10 protein-coding genes are annotated in these 12342 nt (G+C 59.5%); 3 read left to right on the top strand and 7 right to left on the bottom strand.

What is annotated here, in order from left to right; all coding sequences use genetic code 11:
* Nucleotides 1-345 (top strand): hypothetical protein, encoded by a 345-nt coding sequence (locus tag VJ698_RS03880; RefSeq protein ID WP_324101372.1) that lies wholly within the window; start codon nt 1-3, stop codon nt 343-345.
* A 573-nt stretch (nt 346-918) separates the two neighbouring features.
* On the opposite strand, the gene VJ698_RS03875 is transcribed toward VJ698_RS03880, so the two are convergent.
* The gene (locus VJ698_RS03875; protein WP_324101371.1) at nt 919-1506 is read right to left on the bottom strand and encodes a hypothetical protein; all 588 of its coding nucleotides are present in this window, start codon (nt 1504-1506) and stop codon (nt 919-921) included.
* Nucleotides 1507-2108: 602 nt separating this feature from the next.
* Here VJ698_RS03875 and VJ698_RS03870 point away from each other — a divergent pair.
* Complete coding sequence (locus VJ698_RS03870; protein ID WP_324101370.1) at nt 2109-3074, top strand: hypothetical protein; 966 nt, start codon at nt 2109-2111, stop codon at nt 3072-3074.
* Nucleotides 3075-3175: 101 nt separating this feature from the next.
* Here VJ698_RS03870 and VJ698_RS03865 read toward each other — a convergent pair whose 3' ends face one another.
* The 4 genes from VJ698_RS03865 to VJ698_RS03850 form a co-directional block, all read right to left on the bottom strand.
* Nucleotides 3176-4027 carry a 3-hydroxybutyryl-CoA dehydrogenase gene (locus VJ698_RS03865; protein ID WP_324101369.1) on the bottom strand — a complete coding sequence of 284 codons (852 nt, stop codon included), beginning with the start codon at nt 4025-4027 and terminating at the stop codon, nt 3176-3178.
* Between the two features lie 64 nt (nt 4028-4091).
* Nucleotides 4092-4868 (bottom strand): enoyl-CoA hydratase, encoded by a 777-nt coding sequence (locus VJ698_RS03860; RefSeq protein ID WP_324101368.1) that lies wholly within the window; start codon nt 4866-4868, stop codon nt 4092-4094.
* 40 nt (nt 4869-4908) lie between these two features.
* Nucleotides 4909-6699 (bottom strand): acyl-CoA dehydrogenase, encoded by a 1791-nt coding sequence (locus tag VJ698_RS03855; RefSeq protein ID WP_324101367.1) that lies wholly within the window; start codon nt 6697-6699, stop codon nt 4909-4911.
* A gap of 986 nt (nt 6700-7685) precedes the next feature.
* Nucleotides 7686-8960, bottom strand: coding sequence for a universal stress protein (locus VJ698_RS03850; protein WP_324101366.1), 1275 nt, complete (start codon nt 8958-8960; stop codon nt 7686-7688).
* Between the two features lie 227 nt (nt 8961-9187).
* Between VJ698_RS03850 and VJ698_RS03845 the strand changes: the two genes are divergently transcribed.
* Nucleotides 9188-9916 (top strand): Crp/Fnr family transcriptional regulator, encoded by a 729-nt coding sequence (locus VJ698_RS03845; RefSeq protein WP_324101365.1) that lies wholly within the window; start codon nt 9188-9190, stop codon nt 9914-9916.
* 110 nt (nt 9917-10026) lie between these two features.
* Here the strand turns inward: VJ698_RS03845 and VJ698_RS03840 are convergent, their stop codons facing one another.
* Both VJ698_RS03840 and VJ698_RS03835 read right to left on the bottom strand, forming a co-directional pair.
* The gene (locus tag VJ698_RS03840) at nt 10027-10803 is read right to left on the bottom strand and encodes a TetR/AcrR family transcriptional regulator (protein WP_324101364.1); all 777 of its coding nucleotides are present in this window, start codon (nt 10801-10803) and stop codon (nt 10027-10029) included.
* A gap of 281 nt (nt 10804-11084) precedes the next feature.
* Nucleotides 11085-12323 (bottom strand): aromatic ring-hydroxylating dioxygenase subunit alpha, encoded by a 1239-nt coding sequence (locus VJ698_RS03835; protein ID WP_324101363.1) that lies wholly within the window; start codon nt 12321-12323, stop codon nt 11085-11087.
* Between the last annotated feature and the right edge of the window lie 19 nt (nt 12324-12342).

Here is a 12342-nt window from a genome sequence, read left to right as displayed (position 1 = left end):
ATGCTCAAATCCAATCGCTATCGCAAAGCCGAATTCGCCGCCTTGCTGGTTGCCTTGTTTGCCGCCAGCGCAAACAGCGCCATGGCAGAGACCAAATGGGAAAAGACGCACCCGCGCCGCGACCAGGTCAATGATCGCCTGGCGCGTCAGAACCACCGCATCACGCACGAGCGCAAGGAAGGCGACCTGACCAAGGATCAGGCAGTCGCCCTGCGCAAGCAGGATAACCAGATCCGCAAGGAAGAGCGCAGCATGGCAGCCCAGAATGGCGGCCACATTACCCGGGCCGAACAGCGCACGCTGAACCAGCAGGAAAACGCTGTCAGCCAGCAGATCGGCAAATAACGGACGTGATCGGGCCAGCGCGGCGACGCGAGAAAAATCTCGACGCGTGGATGCCTGAAGATACGCTGGTCAAAGGCTGATTGAACCCTCCCTTGCGGAGGGTTTTTCCATTCCTGCATGACGTCGGACACGGGAGCAGTAATAGCGCCGTTGCGCCAGAATCACCGATTGCGCGGTTTACTTCCCGAATCCCTGCTTTCTCGTGGAATTATCGCCATGCAAGGCCGATACGAGCGGTAGCGCGTCTCCATGCGCGGAGTCTTCGGTATATTTTGCGTGCTGCTTTTCCGGAGTCGCTTTAGGTATGCCATACCAGTCGGACGGCTCGTAGGCGCACCCCGTCAAAAGCGCAACAAGGCTAAGCGATGCAACAAGGTCTCTCATGGCAGCTCACGAATGGGTTGGAAGGAGAATCATCTCTCCTGCTGCCACAAGGATATCAAGGTAACGGCGACCGGATTTGATCCGGCGGGACAACACATCTCTTCATTGATTTTCATCAACGGCATCATGAGCGGCGACGATGAGAACACGGTTCATCGCCGCTTCGCACCTGCCCTTGCAACGCGGCTTCTACGGCCCGGGAGCCGGATTATCCGGCAACGACGGAAGCGCGCTCAGGTATTCGTAGATCGCTGCAAGGTCGCGGTCAGTCATCTTGCCGATAGTCGGCCAGGGCATGACCTGCAGGATCTGTCCCGGCGGATCGTTGGGATTGTGCCCGGTGCGCAGCGTCTGGATGAATTCGGCGCGTGTCAAACCGGCTGGCTTGCCGGTGCCGTCCGGTGTGAGATTAGCGGAGGTCACAGGACCGAACTGACGGCCACCGGTCATATATTGCTGAAAGTTAATCATTTCCGGCAATCCCATGAACGGGTCGCCGCCTGGCAAATAAGATGGATGGGTATGGCAATCGTTGCAGCCGACGGTGTTGACGATATAACTGCCCAGGCCGACCAGCACCCGATTCTTGCCGGCCAGGTTCAGCTGGACGCCTGACGGCACGATCTCGTAGCCGCGCTTGACCTGCTCGAGTTCCGCCGCATGCCCTCCCAGTGAAGCGGCACGGTTACCCTCGGCGCGGGCACCCGGTGCAAGGAGCATCGATAGCGACATCACTGCAATCAATGGCGCATGAAATATCGTGGAATTATTCCTCATGAAAATGTCCTTTCGTTTATCGCTCGCACATCGAAGCCAGCGCAAGATGGATCCTGATACTCAGGACATCTTCATGCTCATGTGCAGGCTGAGCGATCGATAGACGTCCCGGCAATGCGCACGCTTCACCCCGTGTTGCTACTGCATGCCCTCCATGTGAACATCATCCGCTCATTCAAGCAGGCGTCCCCGGATTTATCCGGGGCCTGTTCATCGTAGCGACGATGAGTGGCTCCCCTTTGTTCTTGTTCAAACAGTGGAATGAAGCGCTGGCGACCGGGACGGATTCGCGCCAACACGCCCGCGCGACGTCGCGTCATCAGATCTTGCAGGAGTGCACCGTCCGATCCCGCGGGATTGGAAATGGTTGACCAGTGTCAAAGAATTTTAATGACCGGATTCTTCGTTTTCCGGCACATCTCGAATTGCGGTTTATGCTGAATCAATCGACGGCTAGTAAAGACGAGTAAAGACGCTTATCGCGAATGAACATTTCCTCTCGTCGAAGGACCACTGCCGGATATCAATAAGGCGTGCAGCGATCCACACCGTGACACCGCACTGATTTGGACGATCTCGATCTTCTTCCACTGGGAGTAGCAATGATGAGCACGCGCACAATGCTGATACTGAACATGGCATTCATCGCTTCCCTGAGCGCAGCGCTCGCCGGATGCGGCGGTGGAGGCGCTTCAGCCGGATCGGCGAGTGCCACATCGGTCACCGGAACCGCTTCCAAGGGTCTGGTGAAGCAGGCAAAGGTCCTTGTGTGCCGAATCATGAACGGCACGCCCGAGCCGGACAGTTCCTGTGCCTCGACGACCACAGGCTCCGACGGTTCCTATAGCGTCTCGTTCCAGGACGGTTATGCCGGTCCGGTCATGATCAAGGTGATGCCAACTTCCACGAGCATGATGGTGGATGAAACGACCGGCCTCGATATTCCCTACAACATGACAATGCGTGCAGTCGCTCCGTCCGTGTCGGGCACGACAACAGTGTACGTAACACCATTCAGCGAGATCGCGGCCAATGCGGCGAGCAAGACGACCATGAATGCGGCCTCCATTAATGCGGCGATGGCCGCGGTGCAGACCGCCATGGCAGGGCTTGGCATTGACCTGAGCGTGATGCCGATGATGAATCTGAAAAACGATGCAACCAACTCGGCGATGCTGACCATGCAATCGAACATGGTGAAACAACTGGCCCGGGTTTCGCTGGCTGCCAGGAACTCCGGTCTGCTGGTCGACCCCAGCGGCGTGCCATGCTACGTCGCCGGCACCACTGCATCCCAACAGATCGCTTGCGCGGTCACGGCGATGGACAGCATGATGAGCGGTTATGCCACACCCGATCCGGTGAAAATGGCTGCAGTGATGTCAGCGCTGATGACCCAGAATCCGACCAGCGTCAGCCTGCCGATCGTGCAGCCTAACGGCGCCATCACCATGCCGATGGTGGACATGACTTCCCTTGCCTCGATGCAGACCGCCATGCAAAACGCTGGTATGCCGGCCAATACCGCGACGGGGATGATGACGACGATGATGGGAGGGATGCATTAGTTTGAGCGCGGCAAGCGCTCGCCGGCGGATTTTCCTGGAGCAGAGAATGCCTCCTGGTGCCGGCGGCTTGCCGGACACGCGTCCGGCAACGTGCAATTTTCTCAGTCGTACTTGTAAAAACCGCGACCGGTTTTCCGCCCGAGGTAGCCTGCAGCGACGAGCTCCTTCAGGAGCGGTGCCGGGCGATACTTCGAATCATTGAATCCCTCGTAGAACACTTCCAGGACGGCAAGCAGTGTATCGAGGCCGATCATGTCCGCCAGCGCAAGCGGTCCGATCGGCTGGTTGCAGCCGAGCTTCATTCCCGCGTCGATGTCTTCCGCGCTCGCCAATCCTTCTGCCAGCACGAAGATCGCTTCATTGATCATCGGGCAAAGGATGCGATTGACCGCAAAGCCGGGATTGTTTCGGACGGTGATGGAAGTCTTGCCCAATTGCTTCGCGAGGCCTTCCACGCGTGCATGCGTTTCATCGCTGGTCTGCAGGCCGCGGATCAGCTCGACCAGCGCCATGACCGGAACCGGATTGAAGAAATGCATGCCGATGAACTGGCTGGAACGCTTCACGGCCGCCGCAAGCTTCGTGATCGAAATTGAGGAGGTATTGCTCGCAAGGATTGCTTCCGGCTTCAGCAAGCCGTCAATGTCGCGCAGCAGTTTGAGCTTGATCGTTTCGTTTTCGGTGGCGGCTTCGATGACGATATCCGCGTTGGCGATATCGGCAAGCTGTGTGCTCGTCTTCACGCGGCCAAGGATGGAGTCCTTCTCCGCTGCCGACAGCTTTTCCTTTTTGACGAGGCGGTCCAGGCTGGAGCTGATCGTCGCCACGCCGCGCTTGAGCGCTTCCTCGCTGATATCCACCATCGTGACGGCGAGGCCTGCAGCTGCGCATGCTTGCGCAATTCCGTTGCCCATGGTGCCGGCACCAATTACTCCCACTACATGTATCGTCATTTCTCGTGCTCCTTATGCTTGTTCAAATCGGGGGATTCCGGGTCCTGGCTGCGCCAGTGAAGTGTCATTCATTCCTGAAGGCAGGGCTGCGTTTCTCCATGAACGCGAGCATGCCTTCCTTCTGGTCATGCGTGGCAAACAGGGCATGGAAGTTGCGCCGCTCGAACAGCACGCCTTCCGATAGCGTGCTCTCATAGGCGCGATTGACTGCTTCCTTGACGGCCATGACGCTCGGCAGCGACATGCTGGCAATGACGGTTGCCGCAGCCAACGCCTCTTCTTCCAGCTTGTCCAGCGGGACAATGCGCGACACCAGCCCGGCACGCTCCGCTTCTTCTGCATTCATCATGCGTCCGGTCAGCACCATGTCCATCGCCTTGGCTTTCGATACCGCACGCGGCAGGCGCTGCGTTCCGCCGGCGCCGGGGATGATGCCCAGCTTGATTTCCGGCTGGCCGAACCTGGCGTTGTCTGCGGCGATGACGAAGTCACACATCATCGCCAGTTCGCATCCGCCGCCCAGCGCAAATCCCGCCACGGCGGCAATCACCGGCTTGCGAACGCGCAGGATGGTTTCCCAGTTGCGGCTGATGAAGTTGCTGCGGAACGCTTCGGCGTAGGTCTTGCTCTGCATCGCCACGATATCCGCGCCGGCGGCAAATGCCTTGGCGCTCCCCGTGAGGACGATGCAGCCGGTGTTCTCATCCGCGTCCATGCGCAACAATGCCGCGCCCAGTTCGTCCATGAGTTGATCGTTCAGCGCATTCAGTTGTGCAGGACGGTTCAACTGGATAATGCCTACGCGTCCTTCCTGGCGCGTCAGGATCAGGTTTTCCGACATGTTTTTCCCTTTCGTTGAATCTGGTGGTGCGTTGCCGTCGTCATGCCAACCACGCGGTATCCGGGAAGTCCAGCAGGCTTTGTCCGCCCGCCGTGACCGTGGAGGCCAGCGAGTCGGCCCGGCCGAGAATATGCTCGGCGTAGAACTGTGCGGAGAGCAGGGTCGCACGCTGTGTGTCCGCCGCCACATCGGCGTTCAGCGCAGCCTGTGCGCGCAACAGGTGCATCCATCCGCCACATACCGTTCCCCAGAGTTCCAGGTAAGGTACCGAGCCTGCATAGACGTTGCGCGAACCGGTTGCCTGGTTATCCAGGATCCATTGCACCGTCGTGCGCAGTACCGCGCACGACGCAGTCAATTGTCCTGCGACCTTGCGCACGCAGGCGTTTTCTTCCGCTTGCGATGCGCTGGCGCTGGCAAGCATGCTGTCGATCAGCGTAAACGCGGCACGGCCGCCGTCGCGAATCGTCTTGCGTCCGACCAGGTCATTGGCCTGGATCGCGGTCGTCCCCTCGTAAATCGTGAGGATGCGCGCGTCGCGGTAATACTGCGCTGCGCCGGTTTCCTCGATGAAGCCCATGCCGCCGAACACCTGCACGGCGTCGTAAGTGACGACCTGCGCCGTCTCGGTCAGCCAGCCCTTGTGCACGGGCACCAGCAATTCCATCCTGGCCTGCGCTTCCTTGCGCACATCGGCGCCGACGGCAGCTGAATGCGCCACGTCCTTTTGCATGGCGACATACAGGGCCAACGCGCGCATCGCATCTACCTTGCTTTTCATGGACAACAGCAACCGGCGTACGTCAGGATGGCGGATGATCGTCGCACCGGGACGGGGTTCGTCGCCCACCGCCCTGCCCTGCACGCGCTCCTGCGCGTAGGCGAGCGCATGCTGGTAGGCGCGCGACGAGACCGACAGTCCTTGCAGGCCCACCGAGAAGCGGGCTTCGTTCATCATGATGAACATGTATTCAAGTCCGCGGTTTTCCTCACCGACCAGGTAGCCGATGGCGCCGTCGTTCTCGCCGAACAGCATCACTGCCGTCGGGCTGCCATGGATGCCCAGCTTGTGTTCGATCGAGCTGCAGCGCACGTCGTTGCGCGCTCCCGGCGTGCCATCCGCATTGACAAGGAATTTCGGTACCACGAACAGGGAGATGCCCTTCACGCCCTTGGGCGCATCCGGCGTCCTGGCGAGGACCAGGTGCACGATGTTGTCGGTATAGTCGTGCTCGCCGTAGGTGATGAAGATTTTCTGGCCACTGATGCGGTACGTGCCGTCCGGCTGCGGCACCGCCTTCGTCTGCACTGCGGCGAGATCGGAGCCGGCACCGGGCTCAGTCAGGTTCATGGTGCCGGTCCATTCGCCACTGACCAGCTTCGTCAGATACGTCGCCTTCAGTTCATCGTTGGCCGCGGTCAGGAGCGCTTCGACAGCACCGTTCGTCAACATCGGGCAAAGCGCAAAACTGACGCTGGCGGCATGCCACATCTCGTCCACCGTGGTCGCGATGACGCTGCTCAGTCCCTGTCCACCGTATTGCTCCGGGAAACGCAGGCCATTCCATCCGCCCTCGCAAAACGCGTGGTAGGCCTTCTTGAAGCCTTCGGCCGTGGTGACGCGAGAATCACTCCACCGTGCACCCTGCGTATCGCTCTGGCGATTGATCGGATCGATGACTTCGCTGGCGAATTTTCCAGCCTCTTCGGCAATGGCCAAGGCCGTATCGCTGTCCAGGTCAAAGCCGCATTGGTCTGCATGCCGGTTGAAATCGAACACATGCTTGAGCAGGAAACCAACGTCGTTCAAGGGAGGCGCGTATTGACTCATATCGATTCAGGAAAAGAGATGGGAAACGATTTTTCGCGTCTGCAAAAGACTTGGCCACGAGGCAGGAGTCCGGCGCGAAAGAACATGTTCCCTGGCGGGCATGATTGCCAGAGAAATCCGGCTCAAGTATAGAAAACGCGGGGCAATGTAACGATGACAAAAAAGAGCAACTTTGGTGGGAAGATTGATCATATCGGTGTTGCACTTGGCAATCGCTCACGCCGCGGCGCATCCGTGGCGGAGTGATTTTCGTCTCATGGCGCGAGCAAGACGAAGCAAGCGCGCACGGTAACAACGCCGGATTGACCAAATTTTCCAGCATTGTTGACGGTTCCTGCCATTGATTGCGGGCTTTCACGCTCCCTATACTTTTGTATTTCCAGCCATGCGAAACCGCGTGCGCTGCAAGACCCGCAACATCAAGGACTCGAAGCAAACCATTGTTCGGGCCAACCACGAAGGAGGCGGACCGAAGCATGCAAATTTGCATGCAGGACGGGCGCTCGCCCGACCAGGTCAATCGCCACGAAACAGCCGATCTGCAATCCGGATCTCACACCACAGAGCGAAGTGAACACATGGCACCTACCGAGTTCATGCTGCAGCAGTTGTCGAGTTTTTCGATGTGTCAGGCACCTCGCAGGACTACCCATGCACAGAAAACGCGTCCCAGCGAGCGGGATTTTGCGTCGGTTCTCGAGTGCATTGCAGAACGCCGTGCAAGGGGCGAGACCTTCGCGTCCATTGCGGCGCACCTGAATAAACTGGGATTGCGCGGAAGGAATGGGAGCCGCCTGTACCCGGCGACCGTGCGCGCTTATTTGATGCGGAGTTAAGACGTGAACGGAGTCGGGCCAGCACGCCATCCCGTCAGGAGGAATCAGCCGGCGACCACCTGGAAATACGGACGTCGACCGCGTCCGTTTGAGCGCCAAGGAGGAGGATGGTCAGCGCTGTCCGGCGCCGACCGTGAAGACATCCGATGCTCAGGATTTGAGCATGGGCTGGGCCTGTCGCGCCAGCGCTGCAAAACGTTCACGGAACTCCTCGCTCAGTGCGATGCCGAAGCGCGGATCGCCGTTCTTGCCGAACGCTTCGGCGATGTCGATCCAGTCTTCCTCCTTCAGGAAGGTGCGCGCAGCAGGAATAATGACGCCTTCCTCCAGCGCCATGTGTTTCCATTGCGAGGCCGCGTAGGCGTCGACTGCCTCGATAAACCCGTCCATCGCGGAATCGCCCTCCTTCCTGTACGTTGCCAGTGCTGCCTCCACGGCGTCGAGCGCCTTATTGTCGGCGTGCTCCTGCTCGAGCTTCGCGATGGTTTCGTCGGTGGCATGTGTGCGCTGGCGCAATTTGGAAAACAGATACGTGTCTTCCTTCGGATGGTGGAGCTTTTCCGGGAATTCCTTGATGTATTGCATCAGTTGAATGCCAAGCGAGAATCCGGCGTCCCGCCCGTGCTCGGCGATGGCGCCCGGCAGGTTGCGTAATGCATGCAGCACGGCAGCCAGCGACCGGTGTTCGTCCTGGATGATGGCGATGGCCTTATCCATCTGCGGCGTCGTCGAGTTGCGCGACACAGAGGAAACGAGGACAGGAATTTTTGAATGCATCAGCACCTTGAGCGTCTCGGAACCGAGAAGCAGACCGCCTATGCTTTTCGGGCCGCGCGACGCCATGAAAATGAGGTCGCAGCCCTGTTCTTCCGCCGCCCTGATGATCGCTTCATGTGCCCGGTCGCAAACGGTGTAAAGCGACCTGTGAGGGACATCGGCAGCGCGCGCGGCGGCTTCAGCTTTCATCAGGATCGCGTGCGCGCCGCCGGCAAGATGCTCGGAAACGATGGTCGGCGCGGCGCTGAGCAGAAGCGCGCCCTCGCTGGTCGCGAGAAAGTCCGGCGCGGCATGGAAAAAGGTGATCCTCGCACCGGACTCCTTTGCAAAGGAGACGGCGCTTCCGATCGTCTGAGTCGAAAGTTCGGAGCCATCGGTTGGCACGAGCAGGTGTTGATACATGGTAGAGTCCTTGATAAGGTCATGATGAAAGAATGCTCCGGCAGGCGATGCCCCAACTGCTGGGTCGGTACAGCGAGCAATGCGGTGTGGTCGGGATGCGGCACTACATGGACTTGAAGATTTGGCGCGGCAGTGGGGGCCGGAAGGTCGAATGGGGTGACGCCGCTCAGGCTGTTGAGAAACCTGTTTGCCGTAACGCCGACCTTGACGAAGCTGGACGCGGCAATCTCGCCGAACATCAAGCAAGCGAGATCGACCAGGGATTGATCTGTCCTCTGCACCTTGGCCAGGGCAGGCGCATGGAGGACTCCATTCCGGCGCAACAAGGAAATCGGCCGATGACGGGCTGCCAGCCCACGCCGCGTCTGCCATCGTCTGTCTGAAAGCTGCTGCTGAACCTCTGAATGAATGAGGTCTTGCGCTGTTTTCACGGTTGCCGTCCCGTTAATTATTTGAAACCAGTATATCGAGCGATGTCATCCGAGACTGTCAAAGTTCTTACGCTTGGCGAGAATTCCAGGCGGCGCCATCTGCTGCTGCGCAATCCGCTGTTCCAGAAAATGCCCTCCACACTAACGGACAAGCTGGCGGAGATGGCCTGCGAACGCCGCTTGCCCGACCGCGCGGTCTTGCACCGCAAGGGCGATCAGCCGGATGGAATCTATCTGGTCATCGAGGGATGCATACGTGCGACCAGTTCTGCGCCAGATGGACGGGAGGCCTTGCTGGCGCTGCTGGAGCCTGGAACCTCGTTCGGCGAGTCCTCGGCGCTGGAAGGATCGCCGCGCGGCTACGACGCAAGCGCACAGGGCGATACCTGGCTGCTTGTCATTCCGACCGAAAAGTTGACCGCCCTGCTTGAAGCTCAACCGGAACTGTACCGGTATTTCATCCCCCTGCTCTGCCAGCGGATTCGACTCTCGACGCTTCTCCTGGAAAGCAATGCCTTGCAATCTCTCAAGGAAAGGCTGGCCAGGCGTTTGCTGCTGATATCGCAAAACATGTTGCAAGGCCGGGTGGAAGAGCCACGCGGCATGTTGCATCTGTCGCAGGAAGCGTTGAGCCAGATGCTGGGAACGAGTCGTCAGAGCATCAACAAGGTACTGGGTGAGCTGGAGAAAGACGGACTGGTTGAACGCCAGTACGGATGCATCAAGCTGCGTGACATGGCCGCATTGCAGCACCTGGCAACGCCCGGCTGATCGCGCCTTGAAGCGGGGCCCGGGACGGTTGATATCGTGGAGTTGGGCGCTATGGCGGCAGGTGCCGGATGGCGCCGGGCGCCGCGATCGGTTGCGGCGCCCCTGGGTGCTCAGGCCGCGCTTTTGCGGGACCGGCTGTTTGACTTGGCGGCCGTGGCCCGGGGACGTTTGGCCGGTTGCGATGCCGCTTCCTTGAACGCTTCAACAGCGTCGGGGGCGGGAAACTTCACGTCGCCGATGCGGATCTTGCGCAGCAGATCCGCCGTGAAGGTCAGCAGGGTCCACTCCGCTTCAGTATCGCGCGACAGTTCACGGCTCATGACCAGGCCTTCGATGATGGAACGAGCAAGGCGGCGGCTGAGATCGAGCTTTCTCATGTCGTTGCGCCACTCCGGAAACACCTTCAGCAGCTCTTCCTTCCAGACCAGGTCATGATGGCGCGCGCGTGGCAGGAAAATCGCGCGCAGCTCGGGATTGGTTCGCGAAGCGCTCCGGATTTCCATGTAGACCATCATTTCGCGGCTCTGGCATTGCTGCCAGTCGATCGCGATGGCCGTGTTGCGATCCTTCCGGTCTTCATCGGTCAGACGGCCCACGGTCTGGCTGAAGATCTTCATGTGCTTGTAGAACGCGTAGTCGATCACGGCAACCATCAGGTCCTGGGTGGTCGGATAGTGATGCAGCAGCGCGCCGCGGGAAATCTTTGCCTTCTGGCAGACCAGGTTATGGGTGGTGCTGGCGTACCCGTACTCGGCCATGCAATCCAGCGCCGCCTCCAGGATGCTCTCGCGCATCTTCGAGCTTTTCTGTTCCTGGGGGCTGTCCGGGCGGGGGGACAATCCGTCCGGTGCGAGTTCCTCAATGGCTGTGGACAGTTCATTGGTCATAGACAAAGGCCCTTAATTTCGAGACTGGCACATGGCGCCATCTCGGGAAAACACCGTGAGGTCAACGACATATCTACCCCGCCAGATCATCCGCGTCCGCTGACGGAGCGGCAATCTGCTGCTCGTATTGCACCGGTAAATATGTCGTGCACATCCAAAGCCGACAATTTTACCTATATCGACGGCAATAGGCACCAGATAGGGCGATTCTCCGGATAAATTCCGAAGCCGGGGGAAGTCGGGAGGGCGCGGACACCGTGCGCACGGTGCCCTGCAAACAATTACTTTTTCTCTGCCGCCAGCAGCGTGGCGATGTGCTTGTGGATGTTCTGGAGCGCGATCTCGTTGGCGCCAAGAACCGGCTTGAAGTCGTCCGGTGCATAGTTGAGATTGTGCTGCCCCTCTTCCGACACCGAGTAGTCCTCGGTACTCACGACCTTGTGAATGAAGTCATGCATTTGCGTCCACGGCTCCACTTCCGTGTCGTGGAGCATCTGGCCGGGTTTGTAAGTCGTGATCAGTGTGGTCGCCTGGTCAACGCGCTCGCACGGAAAGACGCGCGACACACCGTAGAATTGCCGCCCGCCCGCGATGCTGTTGGCATTGATGACCACATTGGGAAAAATGTAATACAGGCCGTTGTAGCCTGTTTCCGGCCACTCGGATTCCGGCTTGTCGCAGTATTCGAGGAATTCGGCCCGCGGCATGGCAAGACGGTGATGCGGACCGTAATTGTCGTAGCTCATGATGTTCGACAACGCGAGCGCGCCGATGGTCGATGGATGCAGGGTGGCGAAATGATAGCCTTCGCCATAGGTGTCCATGGCGTACTTCCAGTTGCTGTTGACGTCGATGCGCGTCGTCTTCATCGGCACGGCCTTTTCCAGTTCGAGATGCGCCAGCTCGTTGGCGAATGCCTTTCCGAGGTGCGCCTCGACATCGATCGGCGCGCCATTGGGCACGGCCCGCACGAAGATCAGGCCGTGCCACTCCACCACTGGCACAGGGATGAGATTGCGCTCGGCGAGCTGTATGCCGGCGAAGCCGCTCTTGCCAGGCATGCCGACCAGTTTGCCATCGAGGTCGAAGGTCCAGCCGTGGAATTTGCAGCTCATGCGATTCTTGCGCGTGCATTCGGTGACCAGCTTGGCGGCGCGATGCGTACACATGTTCAGGAAGGCGTTGACCTTGCCTTGCTTGTTGCGCACGACCAGGATCGGCGGGCCCACTTCGTCGAAGAGGAAGGTATCGCCAGGCTGCGGCAGGTCACCGCTGAGTGCCGCCAGGATCGGCCGCTCCTGAAACAGCACGCGCCTTTCGTCCGCATGACGCGCCGGGTCGGTGTAGACGCTCTTGTCGAGCAATAGCGCAGCCTCGGCAAGATCGGTTGTTTTGTTCCTGATGTGCTCGATGGTCCGGCGCCGCAGCTTGTTGCGCGACTCGCGGCGCATCTCGGCCCAGTCTGGCGCAGCATCTGACTGTTCCGGTACGGCGGGGATGGTGGTCTCGGGAGCGTTCATGGCGGGTTTCCTTGTCGGG

The organism is Noviherbaspirillum sp. (assembly GCF_035254685.1).
GTDB lineage: Bacteria > Pseudomonadota > Gammaproteobacteria > Burkholderiales > Burkholderiaceae_D > Noviherbaspirillum.
This window is presented reverse-complemented; position numbering and strand designations above follow the sequence as displayed.

Bases quoted from the DNA above. Each gene is read 5' to 3' on its own strand.
- VJ698_RS03880 (WP_324101372.1), top strand. From the start codon at position 1: ATGCTCAAATCCAATCGCTATCGCAAAGCCGAATTCGCCGCCTTGCTG.
- VJ698_RS03855 (WP_324101367.1), bottom strand. From the start codon at position 6,699: ATGAGTCAATACGCGCCTCCCTTGAACGACGTTGGTTTCCTGCTCAAG.
- VJ698_RS03845 (WP_324101365.1), top strand. From the start codon at position 9,188: ATGTCATCCGAGACTGTCAAAGTTCTTACGCTTGGCGAGAATTCCAGG.
- VJ698_RS03840 (WP_324101364.1), bottom strand. From the start codon at position 10,803: ATGACCAATGAACTGTCCACAGCCATTGAGGAACTCGCACCGGACGGA.
- VJ698_RS03860 (WP_324101368.1), bottom strand. From the start codon at position 4,868: ATGTCGGAAAACCTGATCCTGACGCGCCAGGAAGGACGCGTAGGCATT.
- VJ698_RS03865 (WP_324101369.1), bottom strand. From the start codon at position 4,027: ATGACGATACATGTAGTGGGAGTAATTGGTGCCGGCACCATGGGCAAC.
- VJ698_RS03870 (WP_324101370.1), top strand. From the start codon at position 2,109: ATGATGAGCACGCGCACAATGCTGATACTGAACATGGCATTCATCGCT.
- VJ698_RS03835 (WP_324101363.1), bottom strand. From the start codon at position 12,323: ATGAACGCTCCCGAGACCACCATCCCCGCCGTACCGGAACAGTCAGAT.
- VJ698_RS03875 (WP_324101371.1), bottom strand. From the start codon at position 1,506: ATGAGGAATAATTCCACGATATTTCATGCGCCATTGATTGCAGTGATG.